The 22,364-nt window shown below is 72.2% G+C and carries 23 protein-coding genes; 15 read left to right on the top strand and 8 right to left on the bottom strand.

Features of this window, described 5'->3' with window-relative positions; translation table 11 throughout:
• Window positions 1-99: 99 nt before the first annotated feature.
• The 4 genes from NH2_RS22730 to NH2_RS22715 are packed head-to-tail and all read right to left on the bottom strand — an operon-like array spanning window position 100 to window position 5,271.
• Entirely contained in the window at window positions 100-1,359 is a 1,260-nt protein-coding gene (locus NH2_RS22730) for a cytochrome P450 (RefSeq protein ID WP_067657978.1), read from the bottom strand.
• 53 nt (window positions 1,360-1,412) lie between these two features.
• A complete protein-coding gene (locus tag NH2_RS22725) occupies window positions 1,413-2,846 on the bottom strand; it encodes an FAD-dependent oxidoreductase (RefSeq protein WP_067657977.1) in 1,434 nt (477 codons plus the stop codon).
• Window positions 2,843-4,057: a cytochrome P450 gene (locus NH2_RS22720; RefSeq protein ID WP_067657976.1), complete on the bottom strand. Its 1,215-nt coding sequence runs from the start codon at window positions 4,055-4,057 to the stop codon at window positions 2,843-2,845. Before NH2_RS22720 ends, NH2_RS22725 begins: the two co-directional genes overlap by 4 nt.
• Window positions 4,054-5,271, bottom strand: coding sequence for a cytochrome P450 (locus tag NH2_RS22715; protein WP_245650717.1), 1,218 nt, complete (start codon window positions 5,269-5,271; stop codon window positions 4,054-4,056). Before NH2_RS22715 ends, NH2_RS22720 begins: the two co-directional genes overlap by 4 nt.
• Window positions 5,272-5,564: 293 nt before the next feature.
• Between NH2_RS22715 and NH2_RS22710 the strand changes: the two genes are divergently transcribed.
• The 6 genes from NH2_RS22710 to NH2_RS22685 are packed head-to-tail and all read left to right on the top strand — an operon-like array spanning window position 5,565 to window position 10,518.
• Complete coding sequence (locus NH2_RS22710) at window positions 5,565-7,211, top strand: AMP-binding protein (RefSeq protein ID WP_067657972.1); 1,647 nt, start codon at window positions 5,565-5,567, stop codon at window positions 7,209-7,211.
• A gap of 23 nt (window positions 7,212-7,234) precedes the next feature.
• On the top strand, window positions 7,235-8,023 hold the full coding sequence (locus tag NH2_RS22705; RefSeq protein ID WP_067657969.1) for a ferritin-like domain-containing protein: 789 nt from the start codon (window positions 7,235-7,237) through the stop codon (window positions 8,021-8,023).
• A gap of 2 nt (window positions 8,024-8,025) precedes the next feature.
• On the top strand, window positions 8,026-8,529 hold the full coding sequence (locus tag NH2_RS22700) for a PaaI family thioesterase (RefSeq protein ID WP_067657968.1): 504 nt from the start codon (window positions 8,026-8,028) through the stop codon (window positions 8,527-8,529).
• Window positions 8,526-8,783: an acyl carrier protein gene (locus NH2_RS22695; protein WP_067657966.1), complete on the top strand. Its 258-nt coding sequence runs from the start codon at window positions 8,526-8,528 to the stop codon at window positions 8,781-8,783. The genes NH2_RS22700 and NH2_RS22695 overlap by 4 nt, the downstream gene beginning before the upstream one ends.
• Window positions 8,780-9,688, top strand: a complete 909-nt coding sequence (locus NH2_RS22690; RefSeq protein ID WP_245650715.1) for an SAM-dependent methyltransferase — start codon at window positions 8,780-8,782, stop codon at window positions 9,686-9,688. Before NH2_RS22695 ends, NH2_RS22690 begins: the two co-directional genes overlap by 4 nt.
• Entirely contained in the window at window positions 9,685-10,518 is an 834-nt protein-coding gene (locus NH2_RS22685; RefSeq protein WP_067657964.1) for an acyl-ACP desaturase, read from the top strand. The genes NH2_RS22690 and NH2_RS22685 overlap by 4 nt, the downstream gene beginning before the upstream one ends.
• A 43-nt stretch (window positions 10,519-10,561) precedes the next feature.
• Here the strand turns inward: NH2_RS22685 and NH2_RS22680 are convergent, their stop codons facing one another.
• A complete protein-coding gene (locus NH2_RS22680; RefSeq protein WP_067657962.1) occupies window positions 10,562-11,023 on the bottom strand; it encodes a PaaI family thioesterase in 462 nt (153 codons plus the stop codon).
• A 109-nt stretch (window positions 11,024-11,132) separates the two neighbouring features.
• Entirely contained in the window at window positions 11,133-11,660 is a 528-nt protein-coding gene (locus tag NH2_RS22675) for a TetR/AcrR family transcriptional regulator (RefSeq protein WP_067657959.1), read from the bottom strand.
• Between the two features lie 68 nt (window positions 11,661-11,728).
• On the opposite strand from NH2_RS22675, the gene NH2_RS22670 reads away from it, so the two are divergent.
• The 3 genes from NH2_RS22670 (at window position 11,729) to NH2_RS22660 (ending at window position 15,736) form a co-directional block, all read left to right on the top strand.
• Complete coding sequence (locus NH2_RS22670; protein ID WP_067657956.1) at window positions 11,729-12,949, top strand: cytochrome P450; 1,221 nt, start codon at window positions 11,729-11,731, stop codon at window positions 12,947-12,949.
• Window positions 12,950-13,010: 61 nt separating this feature from the next.
• Window positions 13,011-13,397, top strand: a complete 387-nt coding sequence (locus tag NH2_RS22665) for a hypothetical protein (protein WP_157103917.1) — start codon at window positions 13,011-13,013, stop codon at window positions 13,395-13,397.
• Window positions 13,398-13,441: 44 nt separating this feature from the next.
• Window positions 13,442-15,736, top strand: coding sequence for a molybdopterin-dependent oxidoreductase (locus NH2_RS22660; RefSeq protein ID WP_084505779.1), 2,295 nt, complete (start codon window positions 13,442-13,444; stop codon window positions 15,734-15,736).
• A gap of 5 nt (window positions 15,737-15,741) precedes the next feature.
• On the opposite strand, the gene NH2_RS22655 is transcribed toward NH2_RS22660, so the two are convergent.
• Window positions 15,742-16,197, bottom strand: coding sequence for a sigma factor (locus tag NH2_RS22655; RefSeq protein WP_067657952.1), 456 nt, complete (start codon window positions 16,195-16,197; stop codon window positions 15,742-15,744).
• A 188-nt stretch (window positions 16,198-16,385) separates the two neighbouring features.
• On the opposite strand from NH2_RS22655, the gene NH2_RS22650 reads away from it, so the two are divergent.
• The 3 genes from NH2_RS22650 to NH2_RS22640 all read left to right on the top strand — a co-directional run bounded on the left by NH2_RS22650 (window position 16,386) and on the right by NH2_RS22640 (window position 18,050).
• On the top strand, window positions 16,386-16,799 hold the full coding sequence (locus NH2_RS22650; RefSeq protein ID WP_067657950.1) for a hypothetical protein: 414 nt from the start codon (window positions 16,386-16,388) through the stop codon (window positions 16,797-16,799).
• 466 nt (window positions 16,800-17,265) lie between these two features.
• Window positions 17,266-17,634, top strand: a complete 369-nt coding sequence (locus NH2_RS22645) for a hypothetical protein (protein WP_067657947.1) — start codon at window positions 17,266-17,268, stop codon at window positions 17,632-17,634.
• Window positions 17,631-18,050 (top strand): roadblock/LC7 domain-containing protein, encoded by a 420-nt coding sequence (locus tag NH2_RS22640; RefSeq protein WP_067657944.1) that lies wholly within the window; start codon window positions 17,631-17,633, stop codon window positions 18,048-18,050. The genes NH2_RS22645 and NH2_RS22640 overlap by 4 nt, the downstream gene beginning before the upstream one ends.
• A gap of 67 nt (window positions 18,051-18,117) precedes the next feature.
• Here the strand turns inward: NH2_RS22640 and NH2_RS22635 are convergent, their stop codons facing one another.
• On the bottom strand, window positions 18,118-18,774 hold the full coding sequence (locus tag NH2_RS22635; RefSeq protein WP_067657941.1) for a GntR family transcriptional regulator: 657 nt from the start codon (window positions 18,772-18,774) through the stop codon (window positions 18,118-18,120).
• Between the two features lie 68 nt (window positions 18,775-18,842).
• Between NH2_RS22635 and NH2_RS22630 the strand changes: the two genes are divergently transcribed.
• The 3 genes from NH2_RS22630 to NH2_RS22620 are packed head-to-tail and all read left to right on the top strand — an operon-like array spanning window position 18,843 to window position 22,361.
• Window positions 18,843-20,210, top strand: a complete 1,368-nt coding sequence (locus NH2_RS22630; RefSeq protein WP_067657938.1) for an LLM class flavin-dependent oxidoreductase — start codon at window positions 18,843-18,845, stop codon at window positions 20,208-20,210.
• Window positions 20,211-20,231: 21 nt separating this feature from the next.
• Window positions 20,232-21,416 carry a CaiB/BaiF CoA transferase family protein gene (locus NH2_RS22625; RefSeq protein WP_067658221.1) on the top strand — a complete coding sequence of 395 codons (1,185 nt, stop codon included), beginning with the start codon at window positions 20,232-20,234 and terminating at the stop codon, window positions 21,414-21,416.
• 24 nt (window positions 21,417-21,440) lie between these two features.
• A complete protein-coding gene (locus NH2_RS22620) occupies window positions 21,441-22,361 on the top strand; it encodes an HpcH/HpaI aldolase/citrate lyase family protein (protein ID WP_067657935.1) in 921 nt (306 codons plus the stop codon).
• The last annotated feature ends 3 nt before the right edge of the window (window positions 22,362-22,364 follow it).

Here is a 22,364-nt window from a genome sequence, read left to right as displayed (position 1 = left end):
GGCGCGCGGCGGCCGACCGCGGGGGATTCACCGCGGTGGAACCGGATCGCATCGCGACCCGGTTCCACGCGGCCGGCGCCGCCGCCCGGTTCGCGACGATCAGGCGGGGGTGAAGCGGGCGGGGAGCGATTCCAGCCCGCGGATGACGACGTTGGGCTTGTAGACCGGCGCGTCGTCGCGCAATTCGATCTCCTTGACCTTGCGCAGCAGCACGTCGAGCAGCACCTCCATCTCCAGCAGCGCCAGCGGCGCGCCCAGGCAGTAGTGGATGCCGAGGCTGAAGCCGAGGTGCTTCTTGGCGGGGCGTTTCGGGTCGGAGTAGCGGGCGACGTCGAGCCGGTCGCCGTCCGGGAAGACGGCGTGGTCCCGGTTCGCCGAGTTGATCAGGATGACGACGCCCTCGCCCTGCTCGAACTCCCGGCCCGCCACGGTGATCGGCCGGGTGGCCGCGCGGGTGGTCATCTGCACCGACGGCTCCATGCGCAGCAGTTCGTCCGGCGCGGTCCGGGTGAGTTCCGGGCGGGCGCGGAGCGCGGCGATCTGGTCCTGGTTCCGCATGAGCTGGAGCATGCCGGTGCCGATGAGGTTGGCGGTGGTCTCGTGCCCGGCCACGAAGGTGGTGATGCAGGTGGCGAGCAGCTCCTGCTCGGTGAGCACGTCGCCGCGGTCCTCCACCTGGGAGAGCGCGCTGAGCAGGTCGTCCTTCGGGTTCGCCCGGCGCTCGTTCAGCAGCTCCCGGAAGTACCCCATGAAACCGCGCGACCCGGCCGAGCGCGCCGTCAGCGCCTCCGGGGGCAGCGTGTAGTCGTGGTCGAAGCCGCGCGCCAGATCCTGCGACCAGCGGTGCACCTGGTCGTAGGCCTCGTGCGGCACGCCGATCAGCTCGCAGGCGATGATCAGCGGCAGCGGGTAGGCGATCTTCTCGATCAGGTCGAACTCGCCCGCCGCGAGGCAGTCGTCGACCAGTTGCTCGGTGAGCTCGGAGATGCGCGGGCGCAGCCTGGTCACCATGCGCGGGGTGAAGCCCTTGGTCACCAGGTTGCGCAGCCGGGTGTGGTCCGGCGGCTCCATCCACAGGAACGAGGTGGGCAGCTCCTCGGGGGCGTCCTCCGGCTTGACCGTCGGGTGCATCATCCCGGCCTCCTCCGCGTGGCTCCACGCGGTGGTGGAGAGCACCGCGGCGCAGTCCACGTAGCGGGTGAGCACGTAGTGGCCGAGCGGGGTCTGGTGCATCGGCCCCGCCTCGCGCAGCACGCGCGCGGCGGCGTAGGGGTCGGGGCGCCCCTCCGGGCCGAACAGGTGGACGATGGCGTTCTCGATCGCGGAATCCTGCGCCGCGACCACCGTTGTCGAGTCCATTGGTCCCTCCGGTGTCGTTCGGTTGTGGTGCCCGGCCGCGACGCTGCGGCCGGTCACCCGGTCGGCTCGCTCGTGCCGTTCGCGCTGCGGGGCAGCAGGATCCGGCGGGCGAGGGCGGGCCGCAGCAGCGCCGCGGGCGGGTCGACGAGGTTGCCGACGCGCAGGAAGGCGCGGGCCACCACCGGGTCGGCGTGCGCGGCGCGGTGCGCCCGCGCCACATAGGCATTGGTGAGGCGGGTGCGGGCCGTGCGCTGCCCGCGCACCCCGGGGTTGGCCAGGTCGGAGCCGGCCGAGAGGCGCCAGGCGACGTCGACCACGGCGCTCGCCCCGGCGTAGAAGCGGGCGGGCAGGTCGGGGCCCGCGCCGGCGGCGAGGGCGTCGCGGAGTACCAGCGCCTGCTGCGCGGCGACCGCCATGCCCTGGGCGTACAGCGGGTTGAAGCTGCACAGGGCGTCGCCGATGACCAGGAAGCCGGCCGGGACGGTGCGCAGCCGCTCGTAGCGGCGGCGCAGCGGGGAGCGGAAGCGGTGCGGGGTGATCGCGCCGAGCGGTGCGGCGGCGGTGATCAGGGCGTGGATGTCGGGGGCCGCGATGGTGGCGGCGAAGGCGGTGAAGCCGGGGAGGTCGGTGGGCGGGTGGTCGCCGAGCATGCCTGCCAGGGTGATGTGCCAGCGGTCGCCCTGCACCCGGATGGCGCCGCCGCCGCGGCCGTCCGGGCCGGTCGAGATGATCACCGATGACTGGTTGTCCAGCTGGCCGTCGGTGCGCGGGAACAGGGCGGAGGCGTAGCCGAGGTCGACCTCGAGCCGCTCCTCGGCGGGGGCGGGGGCGCCGAGGTCGGCGAGGTACTGGGGCGCGCGGGAGCCGCGGCCGGTGGCGTCGATCACCAGGTCGGCGCTGAGGTCGGTGCCGCCGGTGACCGGGGCCGTGCCGGCGGTGGCCGTGGCCGCGCTGACCGGGACCGATTTCGCATTGCCGGGTGCCGCGCTGTCGCCGGTCGCGGCGGCGGGTGCGCCGATGCCGCAGGCGCGTGCCGAACCGTCGGCGGTCACCCGGACTCCGCGCACCGCGTGCATGTCACCGATGAGTCCGCGCACGGAACCGGTCTGTATCGAGACTCCGGGCAGCGCCAGAACCCGTTCGCGGACAATCGCTTCCAGCAGCGGCCGCGTCGCCATGACCGACGTCAGCCCGGTCGGGGTCGGCGCCATGCGGGCCCCGCCCAGGTACCAGCGGGTGCCGACCAGCGCCTCGGCGGTGGTCGCCCCGCGCGCCGCCGCCTCGGCGGTGAAGCCGGGGAAGAGCTCCTCCAGCACGGTGCGGCCGCGGTCGAGCAGCCCGTGCAGGTGCCGCGCCTGGGGTACCCCGCGCCGCCAGCCGTCGTCCAGCGAATCACGCTCGACGACAACGACTTCCGTGCAGTGATCACGGAGAACCCTGGCCGCGAGCAGCCCGGCGATCCCGGCCCCGAGCACGACCGCCCTCACAGCGTCACCGGCAGCGCGACGATCCCGCGATGGATCAGGCTGGGCCGGTACGCCACGGCGTCGGTGGCGAGCTCCAGCGTCGGCGCCCGGTCGAGCAGGGCGCCGAGCGCCGCCTCCGCCTCGATCCGGGCCAGCGGCGCGCCGACGCAGTAGTGGATGCCCAGACTGAAGCCGAGGTGCCTGCGCGCCGGGCGGTTGCCCGCGTAGCGGGTGATGTCGAAGCTGTCGGCCGCCGGGTACACCCGGTCGTCCCGGCTCGCCGAGGCGGTGAGCACCACGACCCCGTCCCCGCGCCGGAACTCGTGCCCGCCCACCACGGTGTCGCGCAACGCGACCCGGATGGTGAACTGCGTGGGCGCGTCGTAGCGCAGCATCTCGTCCAGGGCAGGCCCCATCAGCTCCCGGTTCTCCCGCAGCAGCCGCAGCTGATCGGGGTTGCGGAGCAGCGCGAGCATGCCGTTGCCGATCAGGTTGATCGAGGTCTCCATCCCGGCGACCAGGGTGAGCAGCGCGATGCCGATCACCTCCGGCCCGGCGAGCGCGCCGTCGCCGACCGCGGCGATGAGCGTGCCGAGCAGGTCGGCACCGGGGTCGCCCGCGCGCTGCTCGACGATCCGCGCGAAGTACCCCATGCACTCCAGCGCCGCCGCGCCGCGCGCCGCGACCTCCGCTTCGCCGAGCATGGAGTCCGGGTCGGTGCCCCGGGCGATGGCCAGCTGCCAGCCCCGGAAGAGCGCGCCGTCGGCCGGGTCGGCGCCGAGCAGCCGGACCGGGACCATGGCGACCGCGAGCGGTACCGCCAGGTCGTTCAGGATGTCGAGCTCGCCGCGGCGCAGCGCGGCGTCCACCAGCTCGCCGACGACCCGCCCCGCCACCGGCGCCATCTCGGCCATCACCCGCGGGGTGAAGCCCTTCGCCACCAGCTTGTGGTAGCGGCTGTGCTCGGGCGGGTCCATCCGGACGAAGGAGCCGGGAATGGCGGCGGTGGTGTCCCGGAACGGGCTGATGCCCGCGGAGTAGCCGTGCCCCCAGTCGCCCCCGGTGAGGATGGCGGCGCACTCCTCGTACCGGGTGACCAGCGTGACCGGGACGTCGCCGAAGGCGTAGGGCAGCAGCGCGGCGGCGTCCCGCGCCCGGCGGTAGGCCGGGTACGGGTCGGTGCGCGCGCCCGGGTCGAAGGCGTCGAAGGTGATCTCGTCCGCGGCGGTCACATGCCCTCCAGATTCACGAGCAGCCGCGACATTCCGCGCACGACCACATTCGGCTTGTACGGGGGTTCCTCGAGCAGCGTCACCGTGCGCACCCGCGCGGCGAGCGCGCGCAACACCAGCTCCATCTCCAGCCGGGCCAGCGGCGCGCCGAGGCAGTAGTGCAGCCCGAGCCCGAAGGACAGGTGCCGCTCGACCTTCGTGCCCCCGGTGTAGCGGGCGATGTCGAAGGCGTCCGCGCCGGGGAAGGCATCGGGGTCCCGGTTGGCGGAGCCGAGCAGCACGATCACCGCGTCGCCGGGGGCGAAGGTGCGCGCGCCGACGGTGATCTCGGCGCGCGCGGTGCGGGTGGTGAGGTGGACCGGGGCGTCGTACCGCAGCACCTCGTCCACCGCCGCCTCGGCGAGGCCGGGGGCGGCGCGCAGCCGCTCGAACTGCTCCGGGTTGCGGATCAGGGCGAGCACGCCGTTGCCGATCAGGTTGACCGTGGTCTCGTGCCCGGCGACCACCAGGATGAGCAGGGTGCCGAGCAGCTCGGTGCGGGTGAGCCGGGCGCCCGCGTCGTCGGCCCGCACCAGCGCGGTGATCAGGTCGTCGGCCGGGGCGCGCCTGCGCTGATCGGTGAGGTCGCCGAAGAACTCGCCGAAGGCGTGCACCGCGGCGCTGCGGGCGGCCAGCTCGGCGGGGGAGAGCAGCACGTCCGGGTCGAGGCCGCGGGCGATATCGGCGGAGATCCGGCGCACGTGCTCGTGCGCCTCGGCGGGCACCCCGAGCAGCTCGCAGACCAGGGTGAGCGGCAGCGGGTAGGCGAGCGCGTCGAGCAGGTCGACCTCGCCGCGCTGCAGCGCGGCGGTGATGAGCTCGCGCACCAGCCGCTCGGCCCGCTCGCGCAGCGCGTACACGGTGCGGGCGGTGAACGCCTTGCTCACCAGCCCGCGCAGCCGGGTGTGCTCCGGCGGCTCCATCCAGAGGAACGAGCCGGGCAGCTCCACATCGCTCTCGCCGTGCAGCAGCTGCGGCTCCTCGGCATGGCTCCACCGCGGGTCCTGCAGGATCGCCTGCGCCTCGCGGTGCCTGGTCACCAGGTGCGTCTCGTGCGGACCCGGCACGAAGGGGCCTGCGGCGCGGAGCACCGCGTAGCTGTCGTACGGGTTGTGCCGCAGGTGCGGGGCGATGCTGTCGATGACCGCCAGCTGCACCGGCGACAATTCTTGCACGGCGGATCGTTCCGAACTCACCGATGACTCCCGGGAGAATTCGGAAGGGCCGGAAACGGATTGTGCATGGCCTGCAGGGAATTCACCGGCTGCTCCTGGACGCGGAGAATGCTGTCGGGGTTCATCGTCGCGGGGTGCGAATGCGGGCTGCGGTGGCAATCGCCCGCTTCTATCGCGCCATAGCCGAACTGCGTTATCGCACAGCGTGATCGGGCGATCGTCCTTCTTTATCGAAGACCGTCGTTCACGGTGAATTCGCGGTGCCGTCACAATGCGCTGGTGTCGTTGCCTGCATGCATTCCGCGGATAGCGCCGAAACTCTCCCCGATCGGCTGGCCGGAATCGCGGCAGCCTTTCCGGCGGTGACCGCGACATTCTGGTCGGTGTCGGAGACCGTTCCCTACGCCGAGCTGCACCGCCGCGCGGGGGTGCTGGCCGCCGGGCTGGTCCGGCGCGGCGTCGGCCGCGGCGAGCCGATCGGCATCCTCTGCCCGAACGCGCCGGAATTCCTGGTCGCGCTCTTCGGTGCCGCGGCCGCGGGCGGCGCCGCGACCCCGCTGCCGCTGCCTGCGGGCGCGAAACAGACCGCCGCCTTCCCGCGGAAACTCGCCGCCGTCACCGCGGCCGCCGGAATGCGCACCGTCCTGGTGTCGCACCGCTTCGCCGCGCTCGTGCCCGCGCTCGCCGGTGATTCCGCCGTGCATTTCCTGGATATCGACGAACTGATGGCCGACGACTTCAGCGCGGATACGCTGCTGCCCGCCATCGGCCCCGATGATCTCGCCGTCGTGCAATTCACCTCGGGCAGCACCGCGACCCCGAAGGGCGTGCGGCTCACGCACCGGAATGTGCTGAGCGGGCTGGCCGCCATTCGCACCGGCATCGCGCTCGACCTGGACGACCGCGGCGGCTTCTGGCTGCCGCTCTTCCACGACATGGGGCTGTTCGGCACGCTCTCGGCGATCCTGCGCGGCATCCAGGCGCACGTGTGGTCGCCGCTGGCGTTCGTCAAGGACCCGGCGCGCTGGCTGGCCGAGTTCGCCGAGTCGGGCACCACCATCACCGCCATGCCGAACTTCGGCTACGAGGCGCTGCTCGCCGCGATCCCGCCCGCCGAGGTGACCCGCTACGACCTGAGCCGCTGGCGGATCGCCTGCAATGGCTCCGAGCCGATCTCCTACGAGGTGGTCGACGCCTTCCGGAAGCGCTTCGCGCCCGCGGGTTTCGCCGACACCACCATGTTCGGGGTGTACGGCATGGCGGAGGCGACGCTGGCCGTCGCCTTCCCGCCGCTCGGCCGCGCCCCGCTCTTCGAGTGGGTGGACCGCACCTGGCTCGCGGACGACGCGGTGGCGCTCCCGGTGGCGCCGGAGCTGCCGAGCGCGCGGGCGGTGGCCGGGGTCGGCGCCCCGGTCGCGGGGATGCGGCTGCGCGTGGTCGACCTGGACGGCACCGACCTGCCGGACGGCGGGGTCGGCGAGATCCTGATCCAGGGCCCGTCGGTCACCGGCGGCTACCTCACCGCCGACCCGGCGAGCGTGGCCGGGCTCTTCGCCGATGGCTGGCTGCGCACCGGCGACCTCGGCTACCTGCGCGCCGGCGAGCTCTTCGTCACCGGCCGCTGCAAGGACATGATCACCGTGCGCGGCGTCAACTACTACGCCCAGGACGTCGAGGCCGCGGTGCGCGGCCTGCCCGGGCTGTACCGGGGCCGGTGCACGGCGGCGGCCGAGCCGGATGCCGACGTCATCACGCTGATCGCCGAGACCGAGCTGACCGGCGCCGCCGCCGACGAGCTCGCCGAGCGGGTCAGGGCCGCCACCGGCGAGGAGCTCGGGCTCACCGCGGTCGAGGTGCACCTGGTCGCGCCGCGCAGCATCCCCCGGACCAGCAGCGGCAAGCTGCAGCGCCAGGCCGCCCGCCGCCTCGTCGGACAGTAACCACCAAGGGAATCGGAGTACCCGTGCACAGCTACGACGTCTTCCGCCACTACGAGCGCCTGCACTGGCGCCTCGCCGACCTGGAGCTCGGCGCCGTCGAGCTCGACCTGGTCCGGCCCGAGTACGTGACCCTGGCCAAGAGCGCGACCATGGGCGAGTCCAATGTCATCGCGGCCGTGCACGGCTTCATGAACGAGTTCGTCGACGACTACGACTTCTCCACCTTCGCCGTGGTCTGGGGCTACCAGGAGGTGCAGCACCACTACGCCTTCCGGGCCTGGCTGGACGCGGTGGGCGAGGCGGTGGACACCGCGGCGGTGGACTCCATGCGCGAGCCGTACGCGCCGGGGACCACGCCGTCGGCGACGCTGGCCACCAACATCATCTCCGAGCTCACGGTGAACCACATCTACCGCGCGGTCGCCGCCTGGGTGCGGGAGCCGGTGCTGAAGGGGCTGCTGCTCAGCGCGGGCCGGGACGAGGCCGGGCACGCCCGCGAGTTCATCCACTACACCACCGAGCGGCTGAAGAAGAAGCCGGAGGAGCTGCCGTCGGTGCTGGAGACGCTCTACGTCTACAGCTCGGAGGCGAAGATCAAGCACCCGGTGAGCACCTTCAAGGCCGGGATCAGCGAGCTCGGCGACCACGAGACCATCGACACCGGCTTCGACCTGTTCCTGGAGCAGGTGGCGGCCGAGGGCGAGCTGGACGTGCTGCACGACAAGATCCGCCGCACCTTCGGCGGTATCACCGGGCTGGATCTCTCCAGCAACGCGCGGGTGCGCCGCGCGCTCGCCGACGTGATCGCCTGACCATGACCGGAACCGTGCGGGTGCCGTGGTCGGTGATCCCGGACTACCACTGCTTCGGCTGCTCCCCGCACAACGCGGGCGGGCTGCGGCTGCGCTTCACCCCGGACCCGGCGGGGCTGCGCACCGACTTCACGCTCGGCCGCGCCTTCGAGTCGTACCCCGGCGTGGTGCACGGCGGCATGATCGGGGTGATCGCGGACGAGCTCATGGGCAACCTCATCGTGCTCGCCAGGCAGCATCCGGCCTTCACCGTCAGCCAGCGCACCCGCTTCCTCACCCCGCTGCTGATCGACCGCGACTACCACTGCGTCGCCACGCTCGCCGAGCCCGCGCCCGGCCCGATCCGGGCCTCGGCCGAGGTGCGGGACGCCGACGGCGCCGTCTGCGCCACCTCGACCGCCAGCTACCAGCCCTTCGAGCTGGCCGCCGTGCGGCACCAGCTCACCCTCGGCGACGACGAGGTCGCCCTGCTCGCCACCGCACTCGCGAACGGAGTCCAGCCATGACCAGCACCGCCGACATCCTGCGTACCGTCACCGAGATCGCCACCGCCGAGACCGGCATCCCGAGCGCCGAGCTGCGCCCCGACGCCGACCTGCGCGGCATGGAGGGCGTCGACTCGGTGCGGGTGCTGCGCATGGTCGCCAGGATCGAGCGCGCCTTCGACATCGAGATGGAGGACGAGGAGGTCTTCGGCCTCTCCAGCCTGAACGACGTCGTGACCGTGGTGGACCGCGCCCTGCGTGAGGAAGCCGCGTGAGCGAGTCAGGCCCGCAGGCGGTAGCGGAGCGCAACCACGGAGGGCCCTCGCGCACGCCGGATGGACACAGCGTGACCGTCACCGCCGATACCAACCAGCACTACGACCTCGACCCGGATATCTTCGGGCAGTTCCTCGACCCGCTGCGCAAGTACAGCTCTGCGCTGTACGAGTCGGAGGGCGACACCCTGGAGCAGGCGCAGCGCACCAAGCTGCGCTTCGTGGCGGGCCGGCTCGGGCTCACCGGCGGGGAGCGGCTGCTCGACGTCGGCTGCGGGTGGGGGTCGCTGATCCTGTTCATGGCGCAGGAGTTCGGCTGCGAGGCAACGGGGATCAGCCCGGCGCCGCGGCAGCACGGGTACATCGCGGAGCAGGCCGCCGCGCGCGGCGTCGCCGACCGGGTGCACACCCGGGTCGGCCACTTCGAGCAGCTCGACCTGCCCGCCAAGAGCTTCGACGCGGTGACCCTGCTCGGCTCGATCGTGCACATGCCGGACCTGGACGCTGTCTTCGGCCGGGCCAAGACCGTGCTGAAACGCGGCGGCGCGCTGTACGTCTCGGAGAGCTGCTTCCGGAACCGGGCCGCCCGCACCGCCTTCGACACCAGGGCGGGCACCGAGTTCGTGCGGGAGGACATCTTCGGCTGGGGCGACCTGCGCCCGCTCTCCGAGCTCGTCACCGCCGCCGAGAACGCCGGCTTCTCGATCACCGCCGTCGACGACCTCACCGCGCACTACCACCGCACCATCGAGGACTGGATCGCGAACGTGGACGCCGCCGTCAGGCGCATCGACGCGCACCGCCCCGGCCTCGCCGCCCAGCTGCGGCACTACCTGGAGATCGCCAATGCCGGGTGGGGCTACACCACCAAGCACTACGCCCTGACCTGCAGGAACTCCCGATGACGGCGCTCATCCCGGTAACCGAGGTGGCGGCCGCGGTGGACGGCTTCCTCGCCGCGTCGCCCGCCGCCCGCGCCTGGGACGTGGAGACCGCCTTCGACTGGGCCCGCGCCGACGCGGACCGGCTCACCGACGGGCAGCGCTCGGCGGTCCGCTTCGTCACCCTGATCGAGGACCACCTGCCCGGCTACTTCGACGTCTACCACCGGCATTTCCCGGTGGACGACACCGTCGACCGCGCCACCTTCACGCACAACCGCGAGCTCTACCACTTCACCGTGCGCTGGGCACTGGAGGAGGACACGCACGCCAGGGCGCTGGCCCGCTACCAGGAGGCCGCGGGCATCGCCGAGCGCGGCGCCCTGCGCGACGAACTCGCGATCGAGGGCCAGAAGCCGTTCGACCTGCCCTACGGCCACCCGGTGCAGTTCTTCGCCTACGCCCTGGTGCAGGAGAAGGCGACCCAGATGTACTACCAGCACCTGCGTGACGTGGTGGACGAGCCGGTGCTCGCCGCCGTGCTCGGCAGGCTCGCCAGGGACGAGGCGCGGCACTTCAGCTTCATGGCCGACGTGGTCGGCCGGTACCTGCGGGTGCACGGCGACGGCGTGGTCGACCCGCTGCGCGACGTCATCGCCACTTTCCGCATGCCGCTGGCGGATACGATGCGCGGCTACTGGCGCTGGGCGCTGCAGATCGCCGACGTGGCCTCCTACGACCACACCGAGGCGTACGAGCACCTGATCAAGGTGATCGACCGCGCGGTGGACGCCGAGTCGGATCGCTTCGGCGAGCTGGTGCGCTTCATCGACGAGTGCCGCACCGTGGCCTGACCCCCGGACCGCCCCCGCCCGCGCGGGCGGGGGCGGTTCCGTCTCAGGGCGCGAGCACCAGGATGGTGGTGCTGCCGTGCGCGATCAGCTTGCCCGCGGCATCGGTGATCCGGCCCTCGGCGGTCGCGGTGCGGCGGCCGACGTGCACGGCGCTCGCCTCGCAGGTCAGCCGGGAGCCGTCCAGCGTGACCGACCGGATGAAGTTCAGCTTGAGCTCGAGCGTGGTGTAGGCGACGCCGTCGCCCAGCTTGGTGAAGACCGCGCTGCCCATGGCGGTGTCCATGAGGGTGGCGAGCACGCCGCCGTGCACCGTGAACATGGCGTTGATGGTGGCCGGGTTGGGGTCCAGGTAGTAGCGGGTGTACCCCTCGCCCGCCGCCTCCAGCCGGATGCCGAGCGACGCGCCGACGCCGAGATTCTCGGTCAGCCCCCGCTCGAAGATCGTGGTCAACTCGGTCACGCGCTTCTCGACGGTCTCGCTCGCGTGGGTATCGGTGCTGGTCATGGCCTCTTCCTTGGTCGCGGACGATGCCACCCCATTCGACCAGCGGCGGGTGAACCGCGGGCGGCGCGCAGCCGCTGCATTCCCGGTTTCGATGGGGCGATAGGCGGTTTCAGGGCTCGGCGAGCCCCGCCGCCTGCCGCAGCTGGGCCAGGAACTCCGCCCGGTCGTCGCCGCCGACCAGGTAGTGCGCGACCGCCAGCCGCACCAGCGTGCCCGCGACGATCCGCGGATCGCCCCGCGTGACCAGCGGTTCGAGCAGCCGCCGCAGGATCGGGACCACCCGCTCCAGCTGGACGAGCACGTAGTCCGGCTCGATGTCGACCAGGCGGCTCAGCGAGTACTCGCCGTGGTGCTCGACCATGTAGCGCAGCACCGCGTCCAGCCGGGCGGGCCCTTCCAGCCCATCGGTGACGAGCCGGAGCCCCGCCTCGATGTTGCTCGTCTCGTACTCGCCGAACGCGGCGAGCAGCTCGGCCTTGGAGCCGAAGAAGCGGTACAGCGTCGGGCGCGAGACTCTGGCCTGCGCGGCGACCTCGGAGAGGTTCAGCTTGCCGTGGCCCTTGCGGGAGAGCACCTCGAAGGTTGCCCGGAGGATGCGGGTTCGGGTGTCGTGGTCGGAGGGGGAAATCGAGGGCACTTTACAACCTTTACGGAATCTGTAATAAGTGTAATCCTGGCGACGGCTGGACAGACAAGAGGTATGCCATGAATCACTCGCTCGTCGCCGACGACGCCATCGATTTCGATCCCTTCTCCGCCGCGTTCCACGACGACCCACAGGCCGTCTACCGCCGGCTGCGCGCCGACGCGCCGGTCTACCACAGCGCCCGCTACGGCTTCTGGGCGCTCTCCCGCTACGCCGACGTGCTGCCGGGCATGAAGGACTTCGACACCTACTCCTCGGGCCGCGGGGTCACCCTGGAGCAGGTGCTCGCCCCGGAGCCGCCGGAGCAGCGGATACCCATGATCATCATGATGGACCCGCCGGAGCACACCCGGATGCGCAAGCTGGTGAGCGCGGTCTTCACGCCGCGCGCCATCGCCGGGCTGGAACCCATGATCCGGGAGACCGTGCGCGCCTTCGCCGACGGGCTGCGCGGCGGCGCGGTGGACGTGGTCGCCGACTACTCGAACCTCTTCCCGCTCGAGGTCATCACCACCATGCTCGGGGTGCCGAAGGCGGATCGGCCGCAGCTGCGGCAGTGGCTGGCGATTCCGCTGGAGCGCGAGCCTGGGCAGATCGGGATGAGCGCGGCGGGGCGGGAGGCGTCGCAGGCCAGCACCGGGTACTACGCCGCGCTGATCGCCGAGCGCCGGGCCCGGCCGCAGGACGACATGATCAGCCGGTTGATCGAGGTCGAGGTGGATCGCGAGGAGGGCGCCGCGACCCGGCTCACCGATCGCGAGATCCTCGGGTTCATCTCGCTGCTGGCCGGGGCGGGGGCGGAGACCGTCGCCAAGCTGCTCGGCAGCGCGGCGGTGCTCTTCGGCGCGCACCCGGAGCAGTGGCGGGCGCTGCGCGCGGACCGCTCGCTGCTGGCGGGCGCCTTCGAGGAGGTGCTGCGGTACGAGGGGCCGGTGCAGTACGACGTGCGGTACACGCTGCGCGATGTCGAGCTGCACGGCCGCACGATTCCGGCGCACAGCCCGGTGCTCATGCTGCTCGCCTCGGCCACCCGCGATCCCCGCTCGATCCCGGAGGCCGAGCGCTTCGACATCACGCGGGCGTTCAGCGGCAACAACCTCGGCTTCGGCTACGGCATCCACCGCTGCCTCGGCGCCGCGCTGGCCCGGCTGGAGGGGCGAATCGGGCTGGAGGCCATGGTCGAGGCCATGCCGACGTTCAGCGTCGACCCGGCCGGGCTGCGGCGGTCGCGGGAGACCAGCGTCGCGGGGTGGACGCGGGTGCCGGTGCGGATCGGGTAACGGCGTTTCGGGCGGGGGTGCGCGCGGGCACCCTGGGGGAGAGCGCGACGGAAGGACAGCGATGCGGGCACTGTGCACGGCAGGGGTAGTGGCGGCGGCGGTACTGGCGGTGGCGGCCGCACCCGCGGGGGCCGAGATCACCGGCATCACCGTGGAACCGGGGGTCTCCAGCGGCAGCTCGACGCCGTACGGCACGGGCTGCGCCTACACCGTCACGGCGAACGCGGCGCCCGGCGAGTACGTGAGCTTCTACGACAGCCAGCAGGGCTCGTTCGATCCGCCGTGGGCCATCCCGGTCGGGCCGAGCGGGCTCGCCACCGCCATCTGGACCCCGCACGAGCGCGGCGCGCACACCCTGCACGCGGTGCAGATCGGCAGCGAGCAGTCGGTGCGGGTCCAGGTCGGCACCGGCATCGACCTGGGGATCGCCTGCTCGGTCCTGCCCTGACCGCCGGTAATCTCGTGGTTTCGCCAGCACCCGAGGGGGAGCACATGCCGGAGCCACGGCTCACCGCGACGCACTGGGGCAACTATCTGGTCGGCGCCGCGCCGGACGGCGGGATCACGGTGCGGCCCGCGGGCACCGACCCCGAGCCGTCGCCGATCGGGCGCTCGCTGGCCGGGGCACGGGATCCCGGGGTGCGCATCGCGCGCCCCGCGGTCCGGCGCGGCTACCTGCGCGACCGGGATCGCTCCGGCCGCGGCCGCGAGCCGTTCGTGGAGGTCGAGTGGGACGAGGCGCTCGACCTCGCGGCCGCCGCACTGCGCGACACCATTGCCGCGCACGGCAACAGCGCGATTTACGGCGGCTCCTACGGCTGGGCCAGCGCGGGCCGCTTCCACCACGCGCAGGGGCAGCTGCACCGCTTCCTGCGGCTGGCGGGCGGCTACACCGACTCGGTCGACACCTACTCCTTCGCCGCGGCCGAGGTGATCGTGCCGCACATCATCGGCCTGAACGCCTACTACGCGGGCAAGCAGGCGCCGACCACCGCCGAGGTGGCCGAGCACTGCCGCACCCTGGTGCTCTTCGGCGGCGCGGCGAGCCGCAATACCCAGGTGAACCCGGGCGGGCTCGGCGCGCACGACGACCGCGGCCACCTCGCCGAGCTGGCCGCGGCCGGGGTTCGGATCGTGCACGTCGGGCCGATCCGGGACGACGTGGACGCCGCGGTCGGCGCCCGCTGGCTGCCCTGCCGCCCCAATGCCGATGTGCCGGTGCTGCTCGCGCTGGTCCACACGGTGCTCGCCGACGATTTGCAGGACGACGCCTTCCTGGCCCGCTACACCACCGGCTTCGACGAGTTCGCGCGCTACGTCCGCGGCGCCGACGGGGTGCCGAAGACGCCCGAATGGGCGGCCGGGCTCTCCGGCGTGCCCGCCTCCGAGATCCGCGCACTGGCACGGCAACTCGCCGCCGGGCGCAGCCTGATCGGGCTCTCCTACGCGGTGCAGCGCGCCGGGCACGGCGAGCAGGTGTACTGGGCCGCCTGGGCGCTCGCCGCCGCGCTCGGGTACATCGGGCTGCCCGGCGGCGGCGTGCAGATGGGGTCCGGCGTCGGCAAGGGGACCACGCTGCAGCGCCGGGTGCCGCCCTTCCGGATCGGCACCATTGGGCAGGGGCCGAATCCGGTGCCGGAGACCGTCCCCGTTTCCCGCATCACCGAGCTTCTGGAGCGGCCGGGGGAGACCTACCGCTACAACGGCGCCGACCGCCTCTACCCGGCGATCGAGCTGATCTACTGGGCGGGCGGCAACCCCTTCCACCACCACCAGGACCTGAACCGGCTGCGCCGCGCCTGGACCCGCCCCGGCACCGTGATCGTCAACGAGCACAGCTGGACCGCCACCGCCAAACACGCCGACATCGTCTTCCCGGTCACCACCGCGCTGGAGCGCGAGGATTTCGCCGGCAGCAGCAGCGACCACTGGCTCACCCCCATGCACCGGGTCTTCGAGCCCTACGGCGCGGCCCGCGACGACCACGCCGTGCTCGCCGCGCTGGCCGAGCGGCTCGGCTTCGGCGCCGCCTTCACCGAGCGCCGCGGCACCGCCGAGTGGGTCGAACACGTCTGGGAGACAACCCGATCCGACGCCGCCGCGGCGGGCATCGAGCTCCCCGCCTACCGCGACTTCCGCGCCGGCCCGCCGCTCGACCTGCGCCCCCAGCTCCCCGAGCGCGAACACGACCTCGAACTCTTTCGCGCCGACCCCGAGCGGCACCCGCTGCGCACCCCCTCCGGCCGGATCGAGATCTACTCCCGCGCCATCGCCGACGCGGGCGACCTGCTCGGCCACCCCGCCTGGTACCCGGACCGCGAATGGCTCGGCGCCCCCGCCGCCGAGCGCTTCCCCCTGCACCTGCTCTCCAACCAGCCCGCCACCCGCCTGCACAGCCAGCTCGACAACGGCCCCACCAGCCGGGGCGCCAAGATCTCCGGCCGCGAACCGCTGCGGCTGCACCCCGCCGACGCCGCCGCCCGCGGCCTCCGCGACGGCGACCTCGCCCGCGTGTTCAACGACCGCGGCGCCTTCCTCGCCGGTGTCGCCACCGCCGACGCCCTGCTCCCCGGCGTCGCCCAGATCGCCACCGGCGCCTGGTTCGACCCCGACGACGCGCTCGGCCTGGAGCGGCACGGCAATCCGAATGTCGTCACCCCCGATATCGGCACCAGCCCGCTGGCCCAGGGGCCGTCGCCGAACAGCTGCCTGGTCCAGGTCGAGAAGTTCACCGGCACCCCGCCGCCGGTGCGCGCCTTCGAGCCGCCGGAGTTCGGTCCCCGCTGAGCCCCTCAGGCCGCGAGCGTGGTCCGGAGGGTGTCCAGCGCCCGGTGCTGGGTGACCCGGACCACGCCGATGGTGGTGTGCAGCGCTCTGGCGGTCTCGTCGGCGGAGAGCCCGAGCACCAGCCGCAGCACCAGCACCTCGCGCTGCGACTCCGGGAGTTCCCCCAGGGGTTCCGGGCTGCTCGCACCCCGGCGGCGCAGCACGTCGGCGACGGTGCGCGAGGCGATGCGGTAGGCGAAGGCGAGGAAGGAGCCGCCGGATTCGCGGAAGCGGGGCAGGGCGGTGAGCAGGTCGGCGCAGATGCCGGTGGCGACGGCGTCCGCGGGGCCGGTGCCGAGCCGGGCCCGGCAGTACCTGGTCACGAAGGGGCGCACCTGCTCGAGCAGCGCGCCGAGCGCGTCCCCGTCGCCGCGGGCGGCCGCGTCCACCGCCCGGTGCAGCGCCGAAGTGCCGCCGTCCATCGCCTCGAACCTCCCGTTTCGAATGCCTCGTCCGCCATGCATCGTAGGCGCAGCCACCCCCGCGGTCGTCACTCGTTCGGCGGACATCCGCGGACGGTCGCTCAGCCTCGCGGGTGACGGAGCGTAAGGGTTGCGTTCCCGCCGAACGCAACCGTGGCGTCGACCGCCTCCTGCGGGTTGCCTGGCAGGTGGCTCCTCGTATCGCGACCCTCGCCTTCCTCACCCCGGGCAACTTCGCCGACTACGACCCCTACACCGGGCTGGAGGACACGCTCCAGCTCTTCGAGTACGGCGAGCGGCTCGGCTTCGACGGCGACTGGCGCGCCTACGACCTGTCCCACACCAGGATCGAGCGGCTCGCCGAGAATCTGCGCGGCGACTACCTCGGCGGCCCGGACACCGTGATCCACTCGCCGGGCAACACCCAGCGCCCGCGGCTGCAGCCGCACAGCCCCGGGCTCGTCGACCGGCTGGCCGAGACCGCCGAGCTGCGGCTGGAGCTGCCCTACGAATTCCACCGCGCCGAGTACGAGCAGATCCTGCACGACGCGGTCGAGCTGGTCGCCCCCGCGCTGGGCTGGAATTCGCCGATTCCCGCGTAGTCGCCGGACTTCCTGGGCATTCGACCAGCTAATTTCCTGCAACAACGCAGGAATAATATGCCCTATGGGCATCTTTTGTGATCGGCATCACGTCCTAATCGCCACGTTCACCTGCTTCGCAAAATGGGAAAGTATGCTGACCTGCGCGTATGAAGCCCCTGGTAAACGGGTTGGCATAGCTGTGCCACCACCCTGCTATCGTGGGCTTCGACTCAATTAAAAGGACTATTTTCAGACCGTAAGTCAAGTTTTTGAAGTATCGACCAACCTGAAGGTCGTTGCTAAGCTGTCGCTGCTCAGGAGAACCGACCGGTTTCTGAGTTAATGCCCCCAATCATGACGCCCGCACGGAGGCGCGTTCCCAGCCATGATCGATGACGAGCGCGCCCTTCGGGCGGTACCGAGACTGTCCCACCGCAGGCGCCCGGAGATGACGCAGGCGCCGGGATTCAGGAGTGCACCAGATATGAAGCTCGACGACGCCCTCCGGGACGGCATGAGCGTGGACGGCGCCATCGGCATCGCCCTCGTCGACATGCGCAGCGGGATGCTGCTTGGCAAGCAGGGCGGCAACCAGCTGTTCGACCTGGAGATGGCGGGCGCGCTGAACACCGAGGTGCTGCGCGCCAAGCTGCGCGCGGTCGAGGCGCTACAGCTCGGTGACAGCGTGCAGGACATCCTGGTCACCCTCGGCGCGCAGTACCACCTGATCATGCCGCTGATCCGGAACGACGGCGAGGAGCTGTTCCTCTACCTGGCACTGGACAAGGCGCGCGGCAACCTGGCCCTGGCCCGCCACCAGCTGCGCCGGATCGAGCAGGCGATCCGGCTGTGAGCCGTGCGTACGACCGGCGCGAGATCGCGCTCGGCGACCCCCGTGCCGTCGGCGAGCTGCTGCAGCGCGCCTGCGAGGAGATCGCCGACGTCGAGCACGCCGTGATGACCAGCCGGGACGGGCTCGTGGTCGCGGCCGACGACGTGTCGGGGCAGATGACGCACGGCGATTCGATCGCCATGCGCAGCTCGGCCATGGCCGCCGCGGCCATCGGCATCGGTGATCACTTCACCAGCCTGGTGGCCCAGGGCAGGCTGCAGTCCGCGGTCTTCGAGGCCGACCGCGGCTGCGTCGGCGTCTTCCCGCTCAGCTCGACGCTACTGCTGGTGGTAACCAGCGCGCCGACGGTCAACCTGGGCCGGTTCAACGCCGCCGCCAAGCGGGTGCTCGGCATCCTCCAGGCCCCCGCCGCCTGACTCCGGGCCGGTGCCCTCGCGGTGCCGGGTAGCCGGCCGGGTCGAGGTCGCCTGCGGCTGACCCGGCTCAGCTGCCCGCGCCGCCGTTCTCCAGCCAGGCCGCAAGCGAGATCCCGGCCTCCAGCACGTGCCGCTCGGCGATTCGCCTGGCGGCCTCGGGATCTCGCGCCTCCAGCGCGTCGAGCAGCTCGTCGTGCTCGTGCAGCGAGTGCTTCTCGTGGTCGGGGAAGAGCCGCAGGAAATTGGTCGGCACCACCCGCGCCGCCTGCTTGATCTGGGTGAGCAGCCGGGGGGAGTGCGCGGCCCGGTGGATGGCCTGGTGGAACTTCCAGTTCGCCTCGCCGATGGCGTCGTCGCCGGAGCGCGCCGCCACCGCCGCCGCCAGCTCGCGCAGCTGCGCCAGCTCGGCCGCGGTGCTGCGCTCGGCGGCCCAGGCCGCCGCCTGCCCGGTGAGCACGCCGAGCAGGGTGAAGCTGTCGCGCACGTCGTCGGCGCCGATCCCGATCACGGTGATGCCGCTGCGCGGCGCGACCCGCACCAGCCCCTCGAAGGAGAGCTCGAGCAGCGCCTCGCGCACGGGGGTGCGGGAGGTGGCGAACTCCTCGGTGATGGCGTCCAGGTCGATCCGCGACCCCGGCGCCATGACCCCGGTGATGATGCGGTCGCGCAGCTCCCGCGCCGCCCGTTCCCGCACGGTGCCCGCGATGTCGACCGTTCCTGCCATGCGCCGGAGTGTAGCAATGAACGCATGTAGGGGTTGGCATCTGATATATCAGATGTTAAATTCCCTGCATGACAGCGAAGCGAGACGACCGGATGACGCTGGTCGCATTCATGCAGGCGGGCAGTACCTCGGTCTACTCGGGGTCGTGGCGGCACCCGGCCACCGAGCACGGGTACCTGGACGCGTCCTACTACGCGAAGGTCGGCAGGCAGCTCGAGGAGGGCTGCTTCGACCTCATGTTCTTCGACGACCGGCTGGCCATGCCGGGCATCTACGGCGGCTCGGTGGCCGAGGCGGTGCGCTACGGCGCCCGCCCGGTGAAGCTGGACCTGAGCGTGGTGCTCGGCGTGCTGGCCCAGGCCACCTCGAAGATCGGGCTCGGCGCCACCTACTCCACCACCTACTACCCGCCGTTCCACGTGGCCCGCACCTTCGCCACACTGGACCACCTCTCCGGGGGCAGGGCCGCCTGGAACGTGGTGACCTCGGTGAACGACAGCGAGGCGCAGAACTTCGGCGTCGAGGCGCACCTGGGTCACGACGAGCGCTACGACCGCGCCGACGAGTTCCTCGAGGTGGTCGCCGGGCTCTGGGACACCTGGGAGGAGGGCGCGCTGCTGCACGACCGCACCGGCGATTTCGCCGACCCCTCGAAGGTGCACGAGCTGAACCACAGCGGCCGCTTCTTCTCGTCCCGCGGCCCGCTCACCGTGCCGCGCACCCCGCAGGGGCGGCCGGTGGTGATCCAGGCGGGCTCGTCCGGGCGCGGCCGCGACTTCGCCTCGCGCTGGGCCGAGCTCATCTTCACCGGCGACCCCGGGCTGGAGGTGGCGAAGTCGCACTACGCCGACCAGAAGGCGCGGATCGACGCGGCCGGGCGGGATCCGCGCGCGGTGAAGATCTGTCCCATGGCCTACGCGGTGGTCGGCGAGACCGAGTCGCACGCGCGCGAGCGCGAGGAGATGCTGCTGCACGAGCTGGTGCACCCGATGGCCTCGCTCACGCTGCTCTCCGAGCTCATGAACTACGACTTCGCCCGGCACGGCATCGACGACCCGGTCACCGACGAGCTCATCGCCTCGGTCTCCGGCATCCGCGGCCTGGTGCAGAACCTGCGCGAGCACCTCGGCCGCACGGTCACCCTGCGCGACCTGGCCGGGCACCGGGCCACACTGCTGCAGGGGCCGCGCTTCGTCGGCACCGGCGCGCAGGTGGCCGAGCAGATGGCGGAGTGGTTCCACGGCGAGGCCTGCGACGGCTTCGTGCTCGCCGCCACGCACATGCCCGGCGCCTTCGAGGACGTCACCCGGATGGTGGTGCCGCACCTGCAGCGCGCCGGGCTCTTCCGGACGAAGTACGAGGGCAGCACGCTGCGCGAGCACCTGGGGCTGCCGATTCCGAGCGCGTCCCGCACGGTCGCCGGAACGAGCGTGTAGATGACGGCGGCGGGCCGTGCCATGCTGGACGGCATCCGGGTACTCGACATGGCCACGCTGGCCGCCGCGCCGCTGGCCGCCACCTACCTGGGCGAGTTCGGCGCCGAGGTGATCAAGGTGGAGCAGCCGAACGGCGGCGACCCGATCCGGTCATGGGGGCACCAGCGCGACGGCGTCGGGCTCATGTGGAAGTCGGTGTCGCGCAACAAGAAGTCGGTCACCCTCGACCTGCGCCAGGCGGCGGGGCAGGAGCTGCTGCGGCGGCTGGCCCGGCAGGCCGACGTCGTGGTCGCGAACACCAGGGTGCGCACGCTGGAGCGCTGGGGGCTCGACTACGAGAGCCTGCGTGCGGTGAACCCGGCGATCATCATGCTGCACATCACCGGCTTCGGGCTCACCGGCCCGAAGAGCGAGCGCCCCGGCTTCGGCACGCTCGGCGAGGCCATGAGCGGCTTCGCGCACCTCACCGGCGAGGCCGCGGGGCCGCCGACGCTGCCGCCGTTCATGCTGGCCGACGGCGTCGCCTCGCTGAACGCCGCCTACGCGGTCGCCATGGCGCTCTACCACCGCGACGTGCACGGCGGGCCGGGCCAGCTCATCGATATCAACCTGATCGACCCGCTGGCCCGGCTGCTGGAGCAGACCCTGCTCTCCTACGATCAGCTCGGGCTGGTCCCCGAGCGGGCGGGGAACCGCTGGGACATCTCGGCCCCGCGCAATACCTACCGCACCGCGGACGGGCGCTGGCTCGCCATGTCCGGCAGCTCGCCCGCGCTGGCGCTGCGGGTCTTCCGGGCCATCGGCCGCGCCGATCTGGTGGCCGACGCCGACTTCGCCGATCCGCAGCGCCGACTCGCCAGGGCCGCCGAGGTGGATGCCGCGGTGGCCGAGTGGGTCTCGGCGCACACGCTCGCCGAGGCCATGGCGGTCTTCGACGAGTTCGAGGTGGCCGCCGCCCCGGTCTACGACATCGCCGATCTGGTGACCGACGACCAGATGAAGCACCGCGAGGTCTTCGTCCCGGTCGAGGACGCCGAGCTGGGCACCGTCACGGTGCAGGCCCCGGTCGCGCGGTTCTCCGGGACCCGCGGCGAGGTGGTCCACCTCGGCCCCCGGCTCGGCGAGCACAATGCCGCCGTCTACGGCGAGCTGCTCGGGCTCGGCGCGGCCGAGCTGGCCGCGCTGCGCGCCCGCGGCGTGCTCTGAATCCCACGGAAGGAACCCTTTTCCATGACGAAGCTGCTCCGCCGCTCGGAGCTGGCGCTGCCCGCCTGCAACGACCACATGTTCGCCAAGGCCGTGACGCTCGGCGCCGACCTGGTCTTCCTCGACCTGGAGGACGCCACCCCGGTGAGCCTCAAGGAGGGGTCGCGGGAGAAGGCGATCACCGCGCTCAACGAGCTGGACTGGGGCCGCACCGCGCGCGCCATCCGGATCAACGGCCTCGACACCGAGTGGTGCCACGACGACATCATCGAGGTGGTCACCAGGGCCGGGCGCAACCTGGACACCATCGTGGTGCCCAAGGCGAAGACGGCCAGGGACGTCTGGTGGGTGGACGTGCTGCTCACCCAGCTGGAGCTGAAACTGGGGCTGGAGCGGCAGATCCGGCTCGAGGTGCTGATCGAGGAGGTCGAGGGGCTGGCCAATGCCGAGGCCATCGCCACCGCCAGCCCGCGGGTGGACGCCATCATCTTCGGCGTCGGCGACTTCTCGCTCTCGCAGGGCGCCCGGGTGGACACCAACTTCGAGCCGCTCGGCGACTACCCCGGCGACTTCTGGCACTACGCGCGGGCCAAGGTCATCGTCGCGGCGCGGATCGCCGGGATCGACGCCATCGACGCCCCCTTCCCGGACTACGGCAATACCGAGGGGTACGAGCGCGACGCCAAGCGCGCAGCGCTGCTCGGCTATACCGGCAAGTGGGCCATCCACCCGGTGCAGGTGCCGATCGCCAACGCCGTCTACTCGCCGACGCCGGAGGAGGTCGCGCTGGCCGAGCGGAACATGAAGGCGTACCGGGAGGCCGAGGCGGCGGGGCGCGGCGCGGTCGGCGTCGGCGGGGTGCTGGTGGACGCGGCGCACGTGAAGATGGCCGAACAGGTGCTGGCCAGGGTGGCGCTCATCGAGGGGGCGGAGCCAGGGCGGTGATGT

Source organism: Nocardia harenae NBRC 108248 (assembly GCF_001612885.1).
GTDB lineage: Bacteria > Actinomycetota > Actinomycetes > Mycobacteriales > Mycobacteriaceae > Nocardia > Nocardia harenae.
This window is presented reverse-complemented; position numbering and strand designations above follow the sequence as displayed.